The following is a 20,286-nucleotide window of genomic DNA, read 5'->3' as shown; positions in this document are numbered from 1 at the left end:
GATGTGTATAAGAGACAGCGATGCGGACGGGGGCCGTTCCCGTGTTCCGGGCCGGTTGTTCGGGCCGGTTTACGGCTCGAACTTGTAGCCGAGACCGCGGACCGTGACCAGGTAGCGCGGGGCACCCGGGCCGGGCTCGAGCCCCTCCCACACGCACCCCTCGCACCGCTCGGCCCCAAGGGGCCTCCCGGGCTTCGGGACGCTGCGCCGGCCTCCGACCGGCGACAGCCGCACCCGCCGTCTACGGCTTACGGCTCGAACTTGTAGCCGAGACCGCGGACCGTGACCAGGTAGCGCGGGGCACCCGGGTCGGGCTCGATCTTGGCGCGCAGGCGCTTCACGTGGACGTCCAGGGTCTTGGTGTCGCCGACGTAGTCGGCGCCCCAGACCCGGTCGATGAGCTGCATGCGGGTCAGTACGCGGCCCGCGTTGCGCAGCAGCATCTCCAGCAGGTCGAACTCCTTCAGCGGGAGGTCCACCTTGGCTCCGGAGACGGTGACCACGTGGCGGTCGACGTCCATCCGGACGGGGCCCGCTTCCAGGGCCGCCGGGGTGACCTCTTCCGGCTCGCCGCGGCGGCGCAGGACCGCGCGGATGCGGGCGACCAGCTCCCGCGAGGAGAAGGGCTTCGTGACGTAGTCGTCGGCTCCTATCTCCAGCCCGACGACCTTGTCGATCTCGCTGTCCTTGGCGGTCACCATGATCACGGGGACGTTGGAGCGGCCGCGCAGCTGCCGGCAGACCTCCGTGCCGGGCAGGCCGGGGAGCATCAGGTCGAGGAGGACGAGGTCGGCGCCGTTGCGCTCGAACTCGTCGAGCCCGTCGGGCCCGGTCGCGGCGATCGCGACCTCGAAGCCCTCCTTGCGGAGCATGTAGGACAGGGCGTCGCTGAAGGATTCCTCATCCTCGACGACGAGCACTCGGGTCACGGAAGGACCTCCGGGGCAGGGATGGCTGGTGCGGTGTGAGGTTCGAGCTGGGGGCGGGCGGGTGCGGAGGCCGTTGCCGGGGCCGGCGCGGCCGCTTCGGGGAGTCGCAGGGTGAACGTGGAACCCTGGCCCTCCGAGCTCCAGACCGACACCTCCCCGCCGTGCGAAGCCGCTACGTGCTTCACGATCGCAAGGCCCAGGCCGGTTCCTCCCGTGGCACGGGAGCGGGCCGGGTCCACGCGGTAGAAGCGTTCGAAGATGCGCTCGCGGTCCTTTTCCGGGATGCCTATGCCCTGGTCGGTCACGGCTATCTCGATCAAGTCTCCACCCGGCGCGGTGACCCGGCGCGCGGCGATGCCGACGCGGGTGCGGGCGGGGCTGTAGTTGACGGCGTTCTCGACCAGGTTTCCGAGGGCGGCCGCGAGCTGCCCCCGGTTGCCCCATACCCGCAGGTCGGCGGTGCCGCCGGCGGCCATGGTGATCTGTTTCGCGGAGGCCGTGTGGCGGCAGCGGTCTATGGCCTCGGCCACGAGCGTGTCCACACGGACGGGTTCCGCGTCCTCCAGGGGGTCGTCGTTCTGTACCCGGGAGAGGTCGATGAGTTCTTGTACGAGGTTGATGAGGCGGGTCGCCTCGATCTGCATGCGGCCGGCGAAGCGGTGCACGGCCTCGGGGTCGTCCGAGGCGTCCATGACGGCCTCGGAGAGCAGGGAGATCGCGCCGACCGGGGTCTTGAGCTCGTGCGACACGTTCGCGACGAAGTCGCGGCGTACGGCCTCGATGCGGCGGGCCTCGGTGAGGTCCTCCACGAGGAGGAGCACCAGGCGGGAGCCGAGCGGGGCGACGCGCGCCGAGACGGCGAGCGCTTCGCCGCGGCCGGTGCCGCGCCGGGGCAGGTCGAGCTCGACCTGGCGTATCTCCCCGTCGCGCCGGGTGTCACGGGCCATGTGGAGCATGGGCTCCACGGCGAGCTTGCCGCCGCGGACCAGACCGAGGGCATATGCCGCCGAGCTGGCCTTGACCACCGCGTCCCCCTCGTCGAGCACGACGGCGGAGGAGCGGAGCACGGAGAGGACGGTGTCCACTCCTGGTGGGAGCACCGCATTGATGTCGGGGCGCATGGAGCTCCGGGTGGGGCGGGCTTGGTCGCGCTCGCTCCAGCGGAACGCCAGCATCGCGATCACACCGGTGCAAAGACCGGCGATCGCTGCAGCTGCGGCGACCGCCGCGTTCACGTCCATGACTCCAGGTTAAGCAGGCCGGAGGACACTTCCACAGCCGTTCGGGTGGCACCTCGAACAGTCGTCGCCCAGAGTTCACCCTGCCGACCGTGCTGATTCACTTGGGATGCCGGAGTCGGTCGCGTTCGGGGTTCACCGTGGCAACGTGGGGCCGATGGCCGCACCGGCCCGCTCCCCGGGCAGTACTTGCAGTAGGCAGTAGTAGGTCGTAGTAGGTCGAGAGAGGGACACGAGACATGCGTGACGCGTACCACGAGGAACTGGACTCGATCGGTGAAGGCCTGGTCGAGATGGCCCGGCTGGTCGGCTCCGCCATCGGGCGGGCCACGACCTCCATGCTCGACGCCGACCTGAAGCTCGCCGAGAGCGTCATCGCCGCCGACCAGAAGGTGGACGACCTCCAGCACGACCTGGAGGCCCGTGCCATCGCGCTGCTCGCGCGTCAGCAGCCGGTCGCCACCGACCTGCGCATCGTCGTCACCTCGCTGCGCATGAGCGCCGACCTGGAGCGCTCCGGCGACCTGGCGCAGCACGTGGCCAAGCTCGCCCGGCTGCGCTTCCCGGACACGGCGGTCCCGCGCGACCTGCACGCGACCATCCTGGAGATGGGGCAGCTCGCGCAGCGGCTGATGGCGAAGGCCGCCGAGGTCATCATCACGAAGGACGTCGACCTGGCGCTCCAGCTGGAGCAGGACGACGACGAGATGGACCAGCTGCACCGCACGCTGTTCCAGCACCTGATGGACGACCGCTGGAAGCACGGCATCGAGACCGCGGTCGACGTGACCCTGCTGGGCCGCTACTACGAGCGCTTCGCGGACCACGCGGTGTCGGTCGCCAAGCGCGTGGTCTACCTGGTGACGGGCGAGCACGCGGACGAGCTCCAGGCACCCACGCAGGTCGAGGGCGTCTGAGCCGGAGGGCCACCGGGGGCCGGATCGACACCGGGGGCCGGATCGACGCCGCGGGCTGGATCAACAACGAGCCCCCAATGCGCCGTTGACGCAGGAGCCCGGCTGGGCATGAATGAGGGCGAAGGCACAACGCCTACGAGGAGGATCCATGTCCGATTCCCCCGTCCCCATCACCCCGGAGCAGGAAGCGCAGCCCCCGGAGGGCCTGCGCCTGCGCTTGCCCCTGCTCGCGGCCTGCGGCTGCGGCTCGGGCTGCGGCTGCGGCTGCCAGTCCGGCGCCCCCTGCCAGTGCGGCGGCTGAGGCCACCCGCCTGGTCACCCGTACGCGAAGGGCCCCGTCCGACACCCGTCGGCCGGGGCCCTTCGCAGCGGTCCCGAGCAGGAAACCGAAACGCAGACGGAGAAGGAGACGCAGACGGCCATGCGCCACGGCCATCCCGGCAAGGAGCAGCTGCGACGCAACTTCGACATGGCGCGCGGAAATGGACCGCAGAATCGCCGAACGCGCCCCCGCCCCCCGAGCCCATCGAGCCCACCGACGGACCGGGAGCCGCTCCCCCGCCCCGCACCGTGACGACGGTCGTGCGCGGAGGTTACCGCTTCAGCGCCCGGTACCGCTTGAGGAGCGCGGTGATCTTCGTGTGGTCTGCCGCGCCGTTGAGCTCGGTGAGCAGGTCGTCGGGGCACAGCTCGTAGTGGTCGCCCCACCAGCGGCGCCCCTTGTTGTCCCAGATCCGGTAGCCGCCCGGCACCCCCCTGGCCACGTAGCGCCGCCGACTCACGCCCGTACTCCCATGTCTCCCCCTGCCGTTCGGCGATGGTCCCGCGCCATCCTGCGCCCATCGGCCCGTGCCCGGCCGGGATTTTTCGGCGTCGAACTGCGTCCCCGCCGGCTGCGTCCGAATGCGTGCTCCGAAGTGCCCGGCCCTCCCGGCCTGCTTAGCGTCGTCATGTCGTGCCGCACAGCCCGCGGCACCCGAGGTGACTGGGAGAAACCGTCGTGGCAATCGCGATGAACCTTGCGTGGTCCGAGCTCACACCCGAGTTGTACGACGCCGCCCGCTCCCGGGTGGGGTGGGAGGAGGACGTTCCGGACGGCCTGGTGCTGCACGCCGCCTGGTTCGCCGACGACGGCTTCCACGCGCTCGACATCTGGGAGTCGGAGGACCACTTCACCCGGTTCATCGCCGACCGGATCGCACCCGTGATCAAGGGTGAACTGGGCGTCCAGAGCGACCCCCACGTGTCCATTTCCCCCCTGCACAGGCGCTTCGTCGTCCCCGGCGTGACCGGCGGTGCCTGAGCGGGGCAATGAGAAGTCCCCCTCCTCCGAGGACCGGCGGACGGGGGGCTGCCCAGAGACCGGGACAGACGAATGCCCCCGATCCGCGCGGTGTGCGCAGGTCGGGGGCAGGTCGCTTCGGCTACTTCTTCTTGCCCTGGTTCTTGACGGCCTCGATGGCGGCCGCCGCGGCGTCCGGGTCGAGGTAGGTGCCGCCCGGGTTGAGGGGCTTGAAGTCGGCGTCCAGCTCGTAGGAGAGCGGGATGCCGGTCGGGATGTTCAGGCCCGCGATGTCCTCGTCGGAGACGCCGTCGAGGTGCTTGACCAGCGCGCGCAGGGAGTTGCCGTGCGCGGCGACCAGGACGGTGTGGCCGTCCAGCAGGTCCGGGACGATCGAGTCGTACCAGTACGGGAGCATGCGGACGACGACGTCCTTGAGGCACTCGGTACGCGGGCGCAGCTCCGGCGGGATGGAGGCGTAGCGCGGGTCCCCGGACTGCGAGAACTCCGTACCGTCTTCGAGCGCCGGCGGCGGGGTGTCGTACGAGCGGCGCCACAGCATGAACTGCTCCTCGCCGAACTCGGCGAGGGTCTGGGCCTTGTCCTTGCCCTGGAGGGCGCCGTAGTGGCGCTCGTTGAGGCGCCAGGAGCGGTGGACCGGGATCCAGTGGCGGTCGGCGGCCTCCAGCGCGAGCTGGGAGGTGCGGATCGCACGCTTCTGGAGGGACGTGTGAACCACGTCGGGGAGAAGTCCGGCGTCCTTCAGGAGTTCGCCACCGCGGACTGCCTCCTTCTCGCCCTTCTCGTTGAGATTGACGTCCACCCAGCCGGTGAACAGGTTCTTCGCGTTCCATTCGCTCTCGCCGTGGCGGAGGAGGATCAGCTTGTACGGTGCGTCGGCCATGCGTACGAGCCTAATGGACGCACCCGTCCGCCCGCGCGCGGTGTGTACGGCGTGCGGACGGTCCCCGATTGACGCCGGCCGTCAATCCAGTGGCTCCGCGGGGCCGCGATCCGTAGGGTCCGAACGAGTAGAGGGACGCTTACATCTCCGGGGGGATTCCATATGTCCGTTGCCAGTGTGAGACGGGCCGCCCGCGAGAGCGTGGCGGGTCTGCCCCGGGAGTTCTGGTGGCTCTGGACGAGCACGCTGGTCAACAGGCTCGGGGCCTTCGTCGCCACATTCATGACCTTGTACCTGACCCTGGAGCGGGGCTATTCGGCCTCCTTCGTGGGACTTGTGGTGGCTCTCCACGGGCTCGGCGGTGTGGTGTCCTCACTGGTCGCCGGCGTGCTCACGGACCGGCTGGGCCGGCGGCCCACGCTGATGGCGGCGCAGGCGTCGACCGCGTTCTCGGTGGCGCTGCTCGGGTTCATGGAGCACCCGGCGGCGATCGCGGCGGTGGCGCTGCTGGTCGGCATGACCTCCAACGCCTCGCGGCCGGCGGTGCAGGCGATGATGGCCGACATCGTCCGCCCGGAGGACCGGGTACGGGCCTTCGCGCTGAACTACTGGGCCATCAACCTCGGCTTCGCCGTCAGCGCGACCGTGGCGGGCTTCGTCGCGGAGTACAGCTACCTGGCCGGGTTCCTCGGCGAGGCGGCCCTGACGCTGGTCTGCGCGGTGCTCGTCTACCTCAAGCTGCCGGAGTCCCGGCCGGAGAAGACGGCGGCGGAGAAGGCAGCCGCCGAGCCGGAGGTCCGCCTGGGGACGGTGCTGCGGGACGGTCGGTTCATGGGTGTGGTCGGGCTGTCGTTCCTGATCTCGCTGATCTTCATGCAGGGCTCGTTCGGACTGCCCCTCGCGATGGGCGCTGCCGGGTTCTCCACGGCCGACTACGGCCTGGTCATCGGCGTGAACGGCCTGCTGATCGTGGTGCTGCAGATCCCGGTCACCCGGTTCATCGAGCACCGAGATCCGCAGAAGCTGCTGGTCATCTCGGCGCTGCTGGCCGGGTACGGGTTCGGGCTGACGGCCTTCGGCGGCTCGGTGTGGAGCCTGGCGCTGACCGTCTGCGTGTGGACGCTGGCCGAGATCGTCAACTCCCCGACCCAGATGGGCCTGGTCGCGCGGCTCTCCCCGCTGCACGGACGCGGCCGCTACCAGGGCATGTACACGATGTCGTGGGCGGTGGCCTCGCTGATCGCGCCGCTGATGGCGGGCTTCACGATCGAGCACTTCGGCGCGGCCTGGCTGTGGGGCGCGACGGCGGTCCTGGGGACCGTGGCCGCGGCGGGCTACTGGCTGCTGATGCGGGGGCTCTCTGACGAGGAGCCGGCAACGGGGGCGGGCGGCTCCACCCTGACCGCCATCGCGGCGAAGCCGGCCCCTGCGACCGCCGTCACCCCTGATGCCGCCGGAGTCTGAGGCGGGGGACGGACCGGAGTACCGTGCGGCGCCGTTCCCGGGGGCCCCGCCCGCGGACCCCCGCGCTTCGAACGCCGGCGGGGCTGCATCGGGTCAGGCCGACGGCTGCGTCAGGTTCTTGAAGGCGTCGAGGTTGCGCGTGGACTCGCCCCGCGAGACCCGCCACTCGTACTCCCGCCGGATCGCGCTCGCGAAACCCAACTCCAGCAGGGTGTTGAAGGCCCCGTCGGCCGCCTCCAGGACCGTGCCGAGGAGCCGGTCGAGGTCGTCGGGGGTGATCACCGACAAGGGGAGGCGGGCCGTCAGGTAGACGTCGCCGAGCGCGTCGACCGCGTAGGCCATGCCGTAGAGCTTGAGGTTGCGCTCCAGCAGCCACCGGTGGACGCCGGCCTCGTTCTCGTCCGGGTGGCGGATCACGAAGGCGTTGACCGACAGGGAGTGCTTTCCGGCCTTCAGCGAGCAGGTGGTGCTCAGCTTGCGGGTACCGGGGAGCTGGACCACGTACGAGCCCGGCGACGGGCTCTCCCAGCTCAGTTCCGCGCCGGTCAGCGTCGCTTCGATGATCGCGGCGGTGTCGGTGCTGTGGGAGGGGTCAGCGTCAGCCATGGTGGGAGCGTACGTGACGGCGGTGATCGTGCATCGCCCCCGTGTACACGTCGGCCGTGCCGCTCGCGGCGGTGTCCCAGCCGAAGAACTGCGCGTGCCGCGCGGCCGCCGCGCCCATCCGGTCCGACAGCTCCGGCTCGTCCACGAAGCGCCGTAGCTCGCGGGCGTAGTCCACCGGATCGTGCCCGGGTACGAGGATGCCCGTCACCCCGTCGTTGACGGCGACGGGCAGCCCGCCGACGGCCGCGGCCAGCACCGGCGTGCCGGTGGCCTGCGCCTCTATGGCGACCAGCCCGAAGGACTCGTTGTACGAGGGCATGACCAGGACGGACGCCGCCCGGAACCAGTCCGCCAGCGCGTCCTGCGCCACCGGCGGGTGGAAGTGCACGAGGTCCGCGATCCCGAGCTTGGCCGCGAGCTTCTGCAGCCCCTCCGGCTTCGCGAGCCCGCTGCCGCTCGGCCCGCCGACGACGGGCACGAACAGCCGGGCGCGCAGCTGCGGTTCCCGGTCCACCAGCTCCGCCACGGCCCGCAGCAGGATGTCGGGGGCCTTGAGCGGCTGGATGCGGCCCGCGAAGAGCGGGATGACGGCGTCCTGCGGCAGCCCGAGGCGTGCGCGGGCCGCGGCGCGGCCGTCGGCGACGGTGAAGCGTTCGAGGTTCACGCCGGGGTGGACGACGGCGACCTTGCCGGGGTCGGCCGCGTAGTGGCGGACGAGCTCGTCGGCTTCCTCGGCGGTGTTCGCGATGAGCCGGTCGGCGGCGTCGACGATCTGCGTCTCGCCGATGACGCGGGCGGCGGGCTCGGGGGTGTCGCCCTCGGCGAGCGCCGCGTTCTTGACCTTGGCCATGGTGTGCATCGCGTGGACGAGCGGCACGCCCCAGCGCTCGGCGGCGAGCCAGCCGACGTGGCCGGAGAGCCAGTAATGGGAGTGGACCAGGTCGTAGTAGCCGGGACGGTGACCGGCCCAGGCCTGCATGACGCCGTGGGTGAAGGCGCACAGCTGGGCCGGCAGCTCCTCTTTGGCGAGGCCCTCGTACGGGCCCGCGTCCACGTGCCGTACGAGGACTCCGGGCGCGAGCTCGACCACGGGCGGCAGGCCGCCGGTGGTGGCGCGGGTGAAGATCTCGACCTCGATGTTGATCGCGGCGAGGCGCCGGGCCAGCTCGACGATGTAGACGTTCATCCCGCCGGCGTCGCCGGTGCCGGGCTGGTGCAGCGGTGAGGTGTGCACGCTGAGCATGGCGACGCGGCGCGGCTTGCGGTGACCGCCGACGGCGGCGGGCAGGCGCAGGCGGGGCGGCTCGTGGCGGGTGCCTGAACGGGCCGCGGCGAACCGGCCGCCGATGCTGCCGCCGATGCGGGACACGTACTGGCTCAAGGGAGCAGTTCCTCTCGCTCGGACGGCATGACACGGAGAGCGCTGTCGCGCTCTTCTAGGAGTGCAACCCGGACGGCCGTCCCCCGCATTCCGGGACGGGCGGTTTTCCTGCTCCCGTGCCGGATTTTTATCGCGCGGGAGCGCTCCGCTTACTCTCTGCACATGGCCTCCCGCTCCACCCCTCCCCCTCGTCGCCCCGTCGGCACGGTGACCCGCGGGACGACGAACCCGAACCGCCTGCGCCGCATGGATCGCTGGATCGCGGCGACGCACGGGGCGGCGCTGCGGCGCGCGGACGACCCGGTCGCGGTGGACCTCGGCTACGGGGCCGCGCCCTGGACCGCGGTGGAGCTGCTGGCACGGCTGCGGGAGGCGGCTCCGCGGGTGCGGGTGGTCGGCATCGAGATCGAACCGGCCCGGGTGGCGGGCGCCAAGCCGTACGAGCGGGAGGGCCTGAGCTTCAGGCACGGCGGCTTCGAGGTGCCGCTGGACGGCGGGGTGCGGCCGGCGCTGATCCGGGCGGCGAACGTGCTGCGCCAGTACGACGAGGAGCAGGTCCAGGCCGTGTGGGAACGGCTGTGTTCCCGGCTGGCTCCCGACGGGCTGCTGGTGGAGGGGACCTGCGACGAGATCGGGCGGCGACACGTGTGGGTCGCGCTCGGGCCCGAAGGGGCGCGCACGGTGACCTTCGCGACCCGGCTGGGCTCCCTGGAGCGCCCCTCAGACCTGGCGGAGCGGCTGCCGAAGGCGCTGATCCACCGCAACGTGCCGGGCGAGCCTGTGCACGCGTTCCTGCGCGACTTCGACCGGGCGTGGGCGGCGGCCGCTCCGTACGCCTCCTACGGTGCGCGGCAGCGCTGGATCCGGACGGCGCGGGCGCTGTCCGGGGACTGGCCGCTGGCGGACGGGCCGGTGCGGTGGCGTCAGGGGGAACTCACGGTGCAGTGGGAAGCGTTGAGGCCTTCGGGGTGACGGTGGCCACCGGGGCCAGGGGGGCCGCGGGGGCGATCGGGGCGCGTCGGATGGCTATCCACAAGGGTGTTGGAATTCACCGACTCATGGCACCATCCCGAAGGCAATCACAAGTTACTGACGATTAATCAATCCGGTGTCTGGGGGGACCATGAGGAAACGACGACGGGGTTCGATCGCCCTCACTTTGCTCTGCGCGATGGCGCTGCTGTCCGCGCCCGGCGCACTGGCCGGCACCGCGTTCGCCGCGCCGGAGCCCCAGCAGGGCAAGTCCCTGGAGCAGGTCCGCAAGGAAATAGAGGGCCTCTACCGCGAAGCCGGCACGGCCACGGACGCCTTCAACCTCGCCGAGAGCGAGACCAAGACGCAGTCCGACAAGATCGTGGAGATCGCCAACCTGGTCCTCGCGGGCCAGGACCGCATCACCGCCCTGAAGGGCCGCGCGGGGGCCGCCGCCCGCGCCCAGTACCGCTCGGGCGGGCTGCCGCCGGGCGCGCAACTGGCCCTGAGCAACGACCCGACGCAGTTCCTGGACGGCAACGACCGGCTGCGCCAGGGCGAGAAGGCCACCTCGGACCTGCTCTCCGAGCTGAACCGCACCCAGACCGACTTGCAGCAGTACGCGCGGGACGCGAGCGCGCACTGGGAGACCCTGGAGGCCAACCGGGTCAAGCAGGAGGCCGCGAAGAAACAGGTCGAGGACAAGATCAAGGCGGCGGAGGAGCTCGAGAGCAAGCTGGAGGCCGAGCAGAAGGCCCGGCTGCTGGAGCTCGAGGCGGAAGCGCAGCGCAAGGCGCAGAACGACTGGCTGTCCCGGGGCGCGATGACCGGCTCCACGGGCGCCGCGGCCACCGACGCGGGCAAGCGGGCCGTGCAGTTCGCGACCGCCCAGATGGGGAAGCCGTACGTGTGGGGCGCGGAGGGACCCGGTTCCTTCGACTGCTCCGGGCTGACCTCACAGGCCTGGCTCGCGGCGGGCAAGGGGATCCCGCGCACCTCGCAGGAACAGCTGCGGCTGCCGAAGGTCGCGGTCAAGGACATGCGGCCGGGCGACCTGATCATCTACTTCGACGACGCGAGCCACGTCGGGATATATGTCGGGGGCGGCGCGATGATCCACGCCCCCCGGCCCGGCCGGAACGTCACGATGGCGGGCGCGGGCTCCATGCCGATCAAGGCCGTGGTCCGGCCGGACGCGTAGCAGCCGGACGCGTAGCGGCGGGTCGCTCAGTGTGACCACCCGCCCTCCGGGACGGCCCGCCGCCGACGGCGGTGCGTCTCGGTGGGCGGAATGCCGTACCCCTGCGCCGTGACGTTGGTCATTCGTCGACGCGGACTTTCCCACCCGATAACGGCATATGCCGGAGCCCCGCGCCGGACCCGCCATTCCGCTTCCCTCGTCCCGCGGCTAGGGTCGCCGGACGAGCGAACCCCCGAGGGGGCGGGAAGGAACCGGAAACGATGCCCGTACCCGTACCGCGGCAGAGGGACATCCCGGGCACCGAGAGCGGCCCGGGCGCCACGTCATCGCTCACCCTGCTGGTGATCGAGGACGACCCCGCAGGCGGCCTCACCGTCCCCGAGATCCTCGACGCCGACGGCCACCGCATCCGGCTGCGCAGCGCCCGCAACCTCACGGAGGCGGCCCGGCTGCTCACCCCCGACGTGAACTGCGTCCTGCTCGACCTCGCGCTCCCGCACGGCGGCGGTGCGGGCTCCGGCGCGGGCTCCGGCTCCGGCGAGGCCGCCGCCGATCCGTTCGGCGCGCTGCGCCAGGTGCTCCGCATCGCACCGCGGCACGCCGTGCTGGTGCTCACCTCCGAGGACGACGCGGAGCGCGCCGCGGAGGCCGTACGCGTGGGGGCCCAGGACTTCCTGTTCCGCGACGAGCTCGACGGACGGCTGCTGAGCCGCGCCATCCGCTACGCGGTGGAGAGAAAACGGGCGGACATCGCCCAGTACAAGCTTGCAGAATCGAAACTGCGGGCCCAGGAGAACGCCCGACTGGAACGCGGGCTGCTCCCGCACCCGCTCCTGGAGGGTTCCGACCTCCGCTTCGCCGCCCGCTACCGCCCCGGCCGCAGCCGCGCGCTCCTCGGCGGGGACTTCTACGACACCGTCCGCACCCCCGACGGCACCGTCCACGCGATGATCGGCGACGTCTGCGGCCACGGCCCCGACGAGGCCGCCCTCGGCGTCGAGCTGCGCATCGCCTGGCGGGCGCTGACCCTGGCCGGCCTGTGCGGCGACGACCTGCTCGCCACCCTCCAGGAGGTACTCGAAGTCGAGCGCCCCTGCGAGGAGATCTTCGCGACGCTGTGCACGGTGGACATCGCCCCGGACGGCCGGCGCGCGGGCCTGTGCCTGGCGGGCCATCCGGCACCGCTGATCTCCCGGCCGGGCCGCCCCGCGCGGCTGCTCCCGTACGAGAACAGCGGCCCGGCGCTCGGCCTGCTGCCCCGGGCCCGCTGGCCGCGCCGCCAGGTGGAGCTGGGCGGCACGTGGAGCCTGATGCTCTACACCGACGGCCTGATCGAGGGCCGGATCGGGCAGGGCAAGGAGCGGCTGGGGCAGGACGGCATGGTCGAGATGATCAACCGCCACCTGGCCGACGGACTGAGCGGCGAAGGCCTGCTCGAAGCCTCCGTGACCGAAGCCCGCCGCCTCAACGGCGGGGAGCTGACGGACGACGTCGCCGTCGTCCTGCTCTCCCGCGCCGAAGGCTGACGGGGCCGGACCACGGCCCGCCCACGGACACCGCGGCTCGCCTAGGCCTACGGCCTACGGCCGCCTACGCCCTACCGTCCGCCGTTGTAGGGCCCGTACGGCCCGTCGCTGCTGCTGCCGCCACCACGACGGCCACCACCGCCGCCGCCCGAGACCTGCTTGAGTGCGGGGCGCACGTCGACGAAGAAGACGATGCTGGCGACCAGCCCGGCGATCTCCAGGAAGAGCATCCCGAGGAAGAAGTCCACGAGCACGGTGATGCCGAGGATGACGAGCCAGAAGGTCTTGGTCTGCTTGCCGGCCGCGCGGTACGCGTCCTCGCGCGCCGTCAGCGCCAGCACGAAGGCCACCACGGCGAGCCCGAGCATGGCGAACCCGAGCAACGGAAGCACTCCGTTATCGAACCCGTTCATCAACATCGCCTGACCGCCTTCTCACGCCTCGCTCGCCGGATGCCGCCTGCCTCCACGCTACCGGCAGAGCCCCTTTCCCAAACCACAACGGACCGGACGCCCCGCGGGTGCCCGGTCCGTCACGCGGAAATCAGCTGCCGTCGACCGGCTCTGCGGCGGCCTTCTTGGCCGCGGCCTTGCGCGCAGGAGCCTTCTTCGGCGCGGGCTCGGCGGCGGGCTCCGCCACCGGCTCGGCAGCAACCGGCTCGGCCTCCGGCTCCACGACCACGGCGATGTCGACGATCTCCTCGGAGACCTCGCCGCGCCACGCCCGTACGGTCTGCTCGCCGTGCTCGGCGACCTTGTCGTAGGCCTCCTTGGCCTTGACCGCGTACTCGGCGGCCACACCGACCCCGCGCAGCGCCAGGTCCTGGGCGGTCTCGCCGATCTTCTTCGCGTCGATCGCGCCGAGCACCTCGGCGACGGTGGCGGTGACCGCCTCCTGCGCTTCCTTGGCCTTCCCCTTGGCCTTCTCCTGCACGGCCTTCGGGTCGGTGTTCTTCACGGCCTCGATGCGCGCGGGGGCCTCGGCGCGCAGCTGCTCGATCAGCCCGGGCACCTTCTTGGCCTGCTGCACGGCGAGGTCGGCGGTGCCGGCGGCGAAGTAGAGGGGGGTCGGGTCGGTGAGGGTCTTCTTCAGGTCATCGGCGATGGCCATGTGGTGGTCCTCCCGGATCACAGTCTCAGTTCGTGCTCAGTGCGTACTCAGTGCGTAGTCGTCTCGGCATCGCCACCACCGCCGTCGGCAGCTTTCGCTCCCGCCTCAGCCCCTGCCTCGGCCTCTGCCTCGGCGGCGTTCTCCTTGCGGAAGGACGCGTAGATCTGGAGCAGCACTTGCTTCTGCTGCTCGCTGATGGACGGATCGGCGAGGATCACGGCCCTCGTCTCCACGGCGTCCCGGTCCCGCTCGTCCAGGATTCCGGCCTGCACGTACAGCGTCTCGGCGGAGATCCGCAGCGCCTTGGCGAGCTGCTGCAGGATGTCCGCGCTCGGCTTGCGCAGCCCGCGTTCGATCTGACTGAGGTACGGATTCGACACCCCCGCCGCATCGGCCAGCTGCCGCAGCGAAAGCTGCGCCTGCCGCCGCTGCTCGCGCAGGTACTCGCCGAGATTCCCGACGTTGAGCGATGCCATGACCCGATCCTGCCGCACCTTGCTAACTATTGCAAGCAGCTGCTTGCAATAACTCCCACTCCTGGACTCCCGCCGGCACCCGATAATCCGATCGTGGACATCTCAGCCGAGGGGCCGGACCTCGCCCCCGACTGGCGGGAGGCGGCGAACAACGTGTACGGCGTGCTGCGCGGGCGCTTCAGCACTTCGGCCGTGGCCGAGCGCTTCGTCCTGGCCGGCTGGAAGTCCAGGCCGGCGTCCTGGGACGCGTACGAGGTCGAAACGAGCTGGTGTCGAGTCGACCTCGCTCCTGTCGACGGGTCGGACACCTTGCTGAACGGTGTCGCCGATCCGGACAAGTTCGATGCCCTCGCGATGCTGCTCTCGCGGTTCGGGCTGAGCTTCGACCTTGAGCTCTACGACGACGAAGGCGGCCTCCTCAGGGAGATCGCCGTCTGAGCCGTCACGAGCGGCCGGGGGGGCGCCCTGAGGAGCGAGCCCACCCCGGCGGGTCCACTCGGGCCCGAGGCCCGGGCCGTGTCCGCCCCGGCTACGGCGCCGTCGCGATGATCACCGTCGCGTAGTACTCCTCCGAGGTCACCGCGCGGACCGACAGGCCCGCCGCCGTCAGGGCCGAGGCCGTGATCGGGGACTGGCGGGCGCTCGTTTCGATCAGCAGGGTGCCGCCCGGAGCGAGCCAGGGCGGGGCGCCCGCGGCGACCCGGCGGTGGACGTCCAGGCCGTCCGCTCCGCCGTCCAGGGAGACGGGCGGCTCGTGGTCGCGGGCCTCCGGCGGCAGCAGGCCGATCTCCCCGGTCGGGACGTACGGGGCGTTGACCACCAGGACGTCCACCCGGCCCCGCAGCACGGCGGGCAGGGGTGCGTAGAGGTCTCCCTCCCAGACCCGGCCGCCGTACGGGGCCAGGTTGCGCCGGGCGTAGGCGAGTGCGACCGGGTCGATGTCCGCCGCGTGCAGTTCGGCCCCCGGCACCTGCGCCGCCACGGCCGCGCCCAGCGCGCCCACCCCGCAGCACAGGTCCACGACCACCGCGCCGGGCCGGGCCGCCCCCACCGCCTCCTGCGCGAGGAACTCGCTGCGCCGGCGCGGCACGAAGGCCCCCTCGCCGACGGCCATGCGCAGCCCGCAGAACTCCGCCCAGCCGACGACGTGTTCCAGCGGTTCGCCCGCCACCCGCCGGGCCAGCAGCCCCTCCAGGTGCCCCGCGTCCTCGGCAGCGGCCGTCAGCAGCTCCGCCTCCTCCTCCGCGAAGACGCAGCCGGCTGCGCGCAGGGTTTCCACCAGTGTTGCCACGTACTTCAGTCCTCGTGTTCGCAGTTCCTGTTCCGGTTCCGGTTTCCGGTTTCCGGTTCGACCGCTCAGAAGATGTCCGGGCACCACGGCCGACGCGCCGTGCGGAACACCGCGTCCGCGAGCGCGAGCGCCCCGGGGCGCTCCTCCGTGATCGCGCCGAGCGCAGCCAACCGCACCGCCGACTCGTCGCCCAGGTACAGCGACCCGAGCGTACCCACGTCCAGGCGCAGATCGGCCGGCTCCTCCGTGCGTACGCAGACCCCCGCGCCCGCGTCCAGCCGGTAGCGCCCGCTCGCGAGACCGGACTTGTCGACGACCTCCAGGACGAGGACCCCGGGCACGGCGTAGGTCCGCGTACCGAGGGCCCGTACGACGTCCAGCAGCCGCACCCACAGCCAGTCCGCCGAGGTCACCAGCCGGGCGGCGCGCGGGTCGGGCAGCAGCCGGGCGACGAGGTCGTCGGGGGCTCGGTAGCCGGTGCGGACCTTCACCACCCAGTCGATGGAGCACAGGAACCGCCACAGCGCCCGCTCCACCTCCGGGGTGGCCGCGAGCAACTGCCGGACCTGCACGGTGTTCTGCGGAACCTTGGCATCGGTCCAGTGGTCGTCGGCGGTGTACCGGACCAGGCCGGCCACCTCACCCCGCGCGGTGCGGTACACCGCGTGGAAGGACGGCGTGTACGGGTGGTGGGACATCGTTTCCGCGCCCGTGGTCGTCCGCCACCAGCGGGCGTCGCGGCTCACCGCGCCGGGCGTGACCGCCCGCAGCCGCTCGTGCAGGGCCGGGCCCAGCTCCCGCACCTCGGACTCCTCCACGAGGTCGATCCTCCCGCCGTCACCGGGGACGGCGGCGCGCGGGTCGAGTCCGGTGCGCGGTACGTCGATCTCCCATTCCGAGACGGAGGTGGCGGGCCCGTACCCGTACCGCCCGTAGATCGGGTACTCGGCGGCGATCAGCGTCGACACCACGTCGCCGCGCGCGTGGGCGGCGGCCAGCTCGGCCGCCATCATCCGGGTCAGCAGACCCTGCCTGCGGTGCGTGGGCGCCACGGTCACGTTCGTGACGGCGCTCGACGGGACGAACGCCCCGCCGGGCACGGTCAGTTCCTGCGGGAAGGAGCGGAAGGTCGCCACGCAGCGGCCGGTGTCCGCGTCGAACCCGCCCCGGGTCCGGGCACAGTCGACGTACCCGGCCAGCCGGTCGTGGTCCTCCGCCGTGGGCTGCGCCGCGTTCAGGAAACCGGTCTGCTGGGCACGTAGCCACGCGGGAAGTTCGGATGCGGCGATCTGCCGGACGTCAGCGCTCATAACGGCCCACGCTAATCGGCCCGACCCGCCCCCGTCGCCCGGATTTTCGGCGGGCGCCGCCCGCGGCCGACCCGCCGGCCCGCTCAGGCCAGCAGGTCGTCCACCTGGGCCTCGCCCTCCCGGTAGCGGCGGGTGATCTCCCCGCTGCAGTCGTCGGCCGTGCGCTGGAGCTGCTGCCGGCGTCGCGAGACCTGCTGCTCGTAGCGGACCAACCGGCCCATGCCCTCGTGGAGTTCCTCGTCCGTGCGCGCTCCCAGGTCCGACAGTTCGACGTCGGAGAGCATCTCGGCCGCGAGCAGCCGGTACTCCTCCCCGTGCGGGGTGCCGAGCGTGACGTGCCGGGCGGAGGCGCTGCGGCTGGAGGGGGCGTCCGCGAGGATCTCCGAAAGCCGGTCCACCACCGGCGCCTCGGGATCCGTACGCCGGGCGAGCTCGGCGCGCAGGATGTCGATGCGGCCCTGGAGCAGGCGCCGTACGTAGCTCAGGTCGGCCTCGTCGCGCTGCGCGTCGCGGCGCAGCCCGCGCAGCTCCGGCAGGCCGAGCGCGGTGGTCGCCGTCGCCGGGGCGTCCCCGGAGCCGCTCCGCTGCGCGGGCGGGCGCGGCGCCGAGGTCTCGGCGGACGCCGCGGAGCCCACGGGGGCGACGGCCGCCCCGGATCCCACGGGTCCGATGGGTCCGATGGGCGCAGAAGCAGGTGCGGAAGTACCAGAAGTATTCATGCGTTCGTGTCCGTCCCCTCGACCGGTGCTGGGGGCACCGCCTGCGTGCATCGTGCCACTCCGCACGGTGCCGACGCAGTCCCACTCCACCCGATCGGCCCCGGACGGGTGCACGCCTGGTACACAGGTGGTATGCGAGCAGTGGTGCAGAGGGTGGACGGCGCGAGCGTCGTGGTGGCCGGCGAGACCGTCGGGGAGATCGTCGGGGAGGGGCTGTGCGTCCTGGTGGGGGTGACCCACGACGACACCCCGGAGAAGGCGGAGTTGTTGGCGCGCAAGCTCTGGTCGGTGCGGATCCTGGAGGCCGAGAAGTCCTGCAGCGACGTGAACGCGCCGCTGCTGGTGATCTCCCAGTTCACCCTCTACGGAGATGCCCGCAAGGGCCGTCGCCCCACCTGGAACGCGGCCGCGGGCGGCGCCTTCGCCGAGCCGCTCGTGGACGAGGTCGTGGCGCAGCTGCGGGCGTTGGGCGCGACGGTGGAGACGGGCCGGTTCGGCGCGGACATGCGGGTCTCGCTGACCAACCACGGCCCCTTCACCATCGTCATCGACATCTAGCGCGCGGCGGTCACGGCGCCACGACGACCTCCTGTGCGGCGGCCGTCTTGCCCACCAGCAGCGGGGCGTCCACCGGGACGTTCCGCTTGACCAGCGCGAGGGCGATCGGGCCCAGCTCGTGGTGGCGGACCGAGGTGGTCACGAAGCCCAGTTGGCGGCCCTCCTCCCCGTCCGCGGCCAGCCGTACGGGCGCGCCGTGCGCGGGAAGCAGCACGTCGGAGCCGTCCAGGTGCAGGAAGACCAGCCTGCGCGGCGGCTTCCCCAGGTTGTGGACGCGGGCCACCGTCTCCTGGCCGCGGTAGCAGCCCTTCTGCAGGTGCACGGCGGTGCCGATCCAGCCGAGCTCGTGCGGGATGGTGCGGTGGTCGGTCTCCAGACCGAGCCGCGGCCGGTGCGCCTCGACGCGCAGGGCCTCGTACGCGAGGATCCCGGCGGCCGGGCCGTGGGAGACGGCGAAGGCCTCCAGTCCGTCGCGCGGCAGGAACACGTCGCGGCCGTACGGGGTCTCCCGTACGGCGAGTTCCTTGGGGACCTCGGCGATGGAGCCGGCCGGCAGGTGCACGAGGGCGAACTCGGCGGTCCGGTCGGCGACTTCCACCCGGTAGAAGAAGATCATCGACTCCAGGTAGGCGATCAGCGCCTCCTGGGTGCCGGGCTCGACGTGCATCCACGTCGTCTCGCCGTCGTCCACGAGGTAGAGCGCGTGCTCGATGTGGCCGTTGGCGGAGAGGATCAGCGCCTCGGTGGCCTCGCCGGCCGGGAGCGCTGTGACGTGCTGAGTGATCAGCAGGTGCAGCCAGCTCAGCCGGTCCGAGCCGGTGACGGTGACGACCCCGCGGTGGGAGAGGTCCACGAAGCCTCGGCCGTCGGCGAGTGCGCGCTGTTCTCCGTACAGCTCTCCGTAGTGGGCGGCGACGCCCTCGTCGGGGCCTTCGGCCTGCACGGCGCCGGGGAGATGGAGCAAGGGGCTGCTGGTCATGCCACCAGCCTACGACCCCGCCCCGGGCAGTCCTAGGGCACGCCCGGCTGCCTGCCGCCTAGTGCTGCTTGGCGGCGCAGGTCTTGCAGCGGCCGAAGATCGCGAAGTGCTTCATGTCGGTCTCGAAGCCGAAGGTGTCGCGGAGCTTGGAGGTGAACTCCGCGGCGATGTCCACGTCCGCCTCGATGACCTCGGTGCAGTCGCGGCAGACCAGGTGGATGTGGTGGTGCCGGTCGGCGAGGTGGTACGTGGGGGCCCCGTGCCCGAGGTGGGCGTGCGAGACCAGCTTCAGCTCCTCCAGGAGCTCCAGCGTGCGGTAGACCGTGGAGATGTTGACCCCGGAGGCCGTCTTGCGCACCTCTACGAGGATCTCGTCCGGGGTCGCGTGCTCCAGGGCGTCCACGGCTTCCAGCACGAGCTGGCGCTGCGGGGTCAGGCGGTATCCGCGCTGGCGCAGGTCGCTCTTCCAGTCGCCGCCGTCGGTCGCGGCGAGGTTCTCGGTGCTGTCGGTGGTCACCACCCGGCCAGTGTAGGCCTCGGGTCGCCGCGGGGGGAGCGGGGAGGCGGGGCGCATGCGGGAGCCCCCGGCGGCCGGGGCGGCCGGGGGCTCCCGCGAACGCTTGCCAGAGGTCGGGCAGACCGGCTCGCGGCCTAGGCCGTCTCTTTCGGATCTTGCCGGGCCCGCGACGCCTGGCACCGCGCCTGGCCGCACTGCCGAGGCGACCACGTACGTCCAGTACGCGAACGCCCCGACAGCACGCCCAGGCACGGCACCAGACGCCGCGGGCTCGGCCGACAAGATCCGAAAGAGACGACCTAGCGGAAGAAGGCGATGCCGTCGTCCGGCATGTCCGGAAGGTTGCGCGCCATCTCCGCGACCTCCTCGGGCGTGACGACCTTCTTCAGCTGCGCCGACATGTACGGGCGCAGCTCCACCTCGGGGGTGGCCTTCTCGCCGACCCACATCAGGTCGCTCTTCACGTAGCCGTAGAGCCGCTTGCCACCGCTGTACGGGCCGGAGGCCGCGGTGCGGGCGACCGCGTCGGTGACCACGTCGATCTGCGGCTTCTTGTCGGCGAGCTCGCCGTACCAGACCTCGACGACGCCCTGGTCACGGACCATGACGATCTCGACCTTGCGGTCCTTGTCGATGCGCCAGTAGCCCGACTCGGACTCCAGCGGCCGCACCTTGTTGCCCTCGGCGTCGAGCACCCAGGTGTGGGAGGTGTACTCCAGGAAGTCCCGGCCGTCGTGGCTGAAGACGACTTCCTGGCCGAAGTTGCACTTCTCCTCACCGGGGAAGTCGAAGACGCCTGCGCCTTCCCAGTTGCCGAGGAGGAAGGCGAGGGGGACGAGACCCGGGTTCAGGTCGGACGGGATCTGGATCATGAATGGCTGCTCAGCTCAGGCGATCTGTGGAAGG

General features: G+C 71.7%; 24 protein-coding genes. 9 read left to right on the top strand and 15 right to left on the bottom strand.

Features of this window, described 5'->3' with window-relative positions; genetic code table 11:
• Window positions 1–248: 248 nt before the first annotated feature.
• On the bottom strand, window positions 249–929 hold the full coding sequence (locus ACFVX6_RS24620) for a response regulator transcription factor (protein ID WP_086575133.1): 681 nt from the start codon (window positions 927–929) through the stop codon (window positions 249–251).
• Window positions 926–2,170, bottom strand: a complete 1,245-nt coding sequence (locus ACFVX6_RS24615; RefSeq protein ID WP_382980064.1) for a sensor histidine kinase — start codon at window positions 2,168–2,170, stop codon at window positions 926–928. The genes ACFVX6_RS24620 and ACFVX6_RS24615 overlap by 4 nt, the downstream gene beginning before the upstream one ends.
• A 236-nt stretch (window positions 2,171–2,406) precedes the next feature.
• On the opposite strand from ACFVX6_RS24615, the gene phoU reads away from it, so the two are divergent.
• Together phoU and ACFVX6_RS24605 are read left to right on the top strand one after the other, a co-directional pair.
• The gene (gene phoU / locus ACFVX6_RS24610) at window positions 2,407–3,084 is read left to right on the top strand and encodes a phosphate signaling complex protein PhoU (RefSeq protein ID WP_030858619.1); all 678 of its coding nucleotides are present in this window, start codon (window positions 2,407–2,409) and stop codon (window positions 3,082–3,084) included.
• A 148-nt stretch (window positions 3,085–3,232) separates the two neighbouring features.
• Window positions 3,233–3,385, top strand: coding sequence for a hypothetical protein (locus ACFVX6_RS24605; protein ID WP_356508369.1), 153 nt, complete (start codon window positions 3,233–3,235; stop codon window positions 3,383–3,385).
• 292 nt (window positions 3,386–3,677) lie between these two features.
• On the opposite strand, the gene ACFVX6_RS24600 is transcribed toward ACFVX6_RS24605, so the two are convergent.
• A complete protein-coding gene (locus ACFVX6_RS24600) occupies window positions 3,678–3,866 on the bottom strand; it encodes a hypothetical protein (protein ID WP_389694797.1) in 189 nt (62 codons plus the stop codon).
• 218 nt (window positions 3,867–4,084) lie between these two features.
• Here ACFVX6_RS24600 and ACFVX6_RS24595 point away from each other — a divergent pair, with 218 nt between their 5' ends.
• A complete protein-coding gene (locus ACFVX6_RS24595; protein ID WP_389694795.1) occupies window positions 4,085–4,387 on the top strand; it encodes a hypothetical protein in 303 nt (100 codons plus the stop codon).
• 121 nt (window positions 4,388–4,508) lie between these two features.
• Here ACFVX6_RS24595 and ACFVX6_RS24590 read toward each other — a convergent pair whose 3' ends face one another.
• Entirely contained in the window at window positions 4,509–5,270 is a 762-nt protein-coding gene (locus ACFVX6_RS24590) for a phosphoglyceromutase (RefSeq protein ID WP_389694793.1), read from the bottom strand.
• 162 nt (window positions 5,271–5,432) lie between these two features.
• On the opposite strand from ACFVX6_RS24590, the gene ACFVX6_RS24585 reads away from it, so the two are divergent.
• Window positions 5,433–6,734, top strand: a complete 1,302-nt coding sequence (locus ACFVX6_RS24585) for an MDR family MFS transporter (protein WP_389694791.1) — start codon at window positions 5,433–5,435, stop codon at window positions 6,732–6,734.
• A 93-nt stretch (window positions 6,735–6,827) separates the two neighbouring features.
• On the opposite strand, the gene ACFVX6_RS24580 is transcribed toward ACFVX6_RS24585, so the two are convergent.
• Window positions 6,828–7,340 carry a YbjN domain-containing protein gene (locus ACFVX6_RS24580; RefSeq protein WP_389694789.1) on the bottom strand — a complete coding sequence of 171 codons (513 nt, stop codon included), beginning with the start codon at window positions 7,338–7,340 and terminating at the stop codon, window positions 6,828–6,830.
• Window positions 7,333–8,721 carry a D-inositol-3-phosphate glycosyltransferase gene (gene mshA / locus ACFVX6_RS24575; protein WP_389694787.1) on the bottom strand — a complete coding sequence of 463 codons (1,389 nt, stop codon included), beginning with the start codon at window positions 8,719–8,721 and terminating at the stop codon, window positions 7,333–7,335. Before mshA ends, ACFVX6_RS24580 begins: the two co-directional genes overlap by 8 nt.
• Before the next feature lie 162 nt (window positions 8,722–8,883).
• Here mshA and ACFVX6_RS24570 point away from each other — a divergent pair, with 162 nt between their 5' ends.
• The 3 genes from ACFVX6_RS24570 (at window position 8,884) to ACFVX6_RS24560 (ending at window position 12,420) form a co-directional block, all read left to right on the top strand.
• Window positions 8,884–9,693 (top strand): class I SAM-dependent methyltransferase, encoded by an 810-nt coding sequence (locus tag ACFVX6_RS24570; RefSeq protein ID WP_389694785.1) that lies wholly within the window; start codon window positions 8,884–8,886, stop codon window positions 9,691–9,693.
• A gap of 151 nt (window positions 9,694–9,844) precedes the next feature.
• Window positions 9,845–10,894 (top strand): NlpC/P60 family protein, encoded by a 1,050-nt coding sequence (locus tag ACFVX6_RS24565; protein WP_389694783.1) that lies wholly within the window; start codon window positions 9,845–9,847, stop codon window positions 10,892–10,894.
• A gap of 260 nt (window positions 10,895–11,154) precedes the next feature.
• Entirely contained in the window at window positions 11,155–12,420 is a 1,266-nt protein-coding gene (locus ACFVX6_RS24560) for a PP2C family protein-serine/threonine phosphatase (protein ID WP_389694781.1), read from the top strand.
• A gap of 71 nt (window positions 12,421–12,491) precedes the next feature.
• On the opposite strand, the gene ACFVX6_RS24555 is transcribed toward ACFVX6_RS24560, so the two are convergent.
• From ACFVX6_RS24555 to ACFVX6_RS24545, 3 genes are all read right to left on the bottom strand, one after another.
• The gene (locus ACFVX6_RS24555; protein ID WP_389694779.1) at window positions 12,492–12,839 is read right to left on the bottom strand and encodes a DUF2516 family protein; all 348 of its coding nucleotides are present in this window, start codon (window positions 12,837–12,839) and stop codon (window positions 12,492–12,494) included.
• A 124-nt stretch (window positions 12,840–12,963) separates the two neighbouring features.
• Window positions 12,964–13,530, bottom strand: coding sequence for a hypothetical protein (locus ACFVX6_RS24550; RefSeq protein ID WP_389694777.1), 567 nt, complete (start codon window positions 13,528–13,530; stop codon window positions 12,964–12,966).
• Window positions 13,531–13,577: 47 nt separating this feature from the next.
• Window positions 13,578–14,006 carry a helix-turn-helix domain-containing protein gene (locus ACFVX6_RS24545; protein WP_389694775.1) on the bottom strand — a complete coding sequence of 143 codons (429 nt, stop codon included), beginning with the start codon at window positions 14,004–14,006 and terminating at the stop codon, window positions 13,578–13,580.
• Window positions 14,007–14,099: 93 nt separating this feature from the next.
• Between ACFVX6_RS24545 and ACFVX6_RS24540 the strand changes: the two genes are divergently transcribed.
• Window positions 14,100–14,444, top strand: coding sequence for a hypothetical protein (locus ACFVX6_RS24540; protein WP_389694773.1), 345 nt, complete (start codon window positions 14,100–14,102; stop codon window positions 14,442–14,444).
• A 91-nt stretch (window positions 14,445–14,535) separates the two neighbouring features.
• Here the strand turns inward: ACFVX6_RS24540 and ACFVX6_RS24535 are convergent, their stop codons facing one another.
• The 3 genes from ACFVX6_RS24535 to ACFVX6_RS24525 form a co-directional block, all read right to left on the bottom strand.
• Window positions 14,536–15,297, bottom strand: a complete 762-nt coding sequence (locus ACFVX6_RS24535) for a putative protein N(5)-glutamine methyltransferase (RefSeq protein ID WP_389694771.1) — start codon at window positions 15,295–15,297, stop codon at window positions 14,536–14,538.
• A gap of 65 nt (window positions 15,298–15,362) precedes the next feature.
• On the bottom strand, window positions 15,363–16,607 hold the full coding sequence (locus tag ACFVX6_RS24530; protein ID WP_389694769.1) for a GNAT family N-acetyltransferase: 1,245 nt from the start codon (window positions 16,605–16,607) through the stop codon (window positions 15,363–15,365).
• A gap of 83 nt (window positions 16,608–16,690) precedes the next feature.
• Window positions 16,691–17,326 carry an AmfC protein gene (locus tag ACFVX6_RS24525; protein ID WP_389694767.1) on the bottom strand — a complete coding sequence of 212 codons (636 nt, stop codon included), beginning with the start codon at window positions 17,324–17,326 and terminating at the stop codon, window positions 16,691–16,693.
• Window positions 17,327–17,458: 132 nt separating this feature from the next.
• Between ACFVX6_RS24525 and dtd the strand changes: the two genes are divergently transcribed.
• Window positions 17,459–17,884 carry a D-aminoacyl-tRNA deacylase gene (gene dtd, locus ACFVX6_RS24520; RefSeq protein WP_250744592.1) on the top strand — a complete coding sequence of 142 codons (426 nt, stop codon included), beginning with the start codon at window positions 17,459–17,461 and terminating at the stop codon, window positions 17,882–17,884.
• A 10-nt stretch (window positions 17,885–17,894) separates the two neighbouring features.
• On the opposite strand, the gene ACFVX6_RS24515 is transcribed toward dtd, so the two are convergent.
• The 3 genes from ACFVX6_RS24515 to ACFVX6_RS24505 all read right to left on the bottom strand — a co-directional run bounded on the left by ACFVX6_RS24515 (window position 17,895) and on the right by ACFVX6_RS24505 (window position 20,252).
• On the bottom strand, window positions 17,895–18,863 hold the full coding sequence (locus ACFVX6_RS24515) for a YgfZ/GcvT domain-containing protein (protein WP_389694765.1): 969 nt from the start codon (window positions 18,861–18,863) through the stop codon (window positions 17,895–17,897).
• A gap of 58 nt (window positions 18,864–18,921) precedes the next feature.
• Complete coding sequence (locus ACFVX6_RS24510; RefSeq protein ID WP_389694763.1) at window positions 18,922–19,437, bottom strand: Fur family transcriptional regulator; 516 nt, start codon at window positions 19,435–19,437, stop codon at window positions 18,922–18,924.
• Between the two features lie 242 nt (window positions 19,438–19,679).
• Window positions 19,680–20,252, bottom strand: a complete 573-nt coding sequence (locus ACFVX6_RS24505; RefSeq protein ID WP_250744595.1) for an FABP family protein — start codon at window positions 20,250–20,252, stop codon at window positions 19,680–19,682.
• Between the last annotated feature and the right edge of the window lie 34 nt (window positions 20,253–20,286).

Origin of the sequence: Streptomyces sp. NPDC058289 (genome assembly GCF_042880975.1) — a bacterium.
GTDB classification, from domain to species: domain Bacteria; phylum Actinomycetota; class Actinomycetes; order Streptomycetales; family Streptomycetaceae; genus Streptomyces; species Streptomyces stoeckheimensis.
The sequence above is the reverse complement of the archived record's forward strand: the minus strand, read 5'-3'. Positions and strand labels throughout refer to the sequence as shown.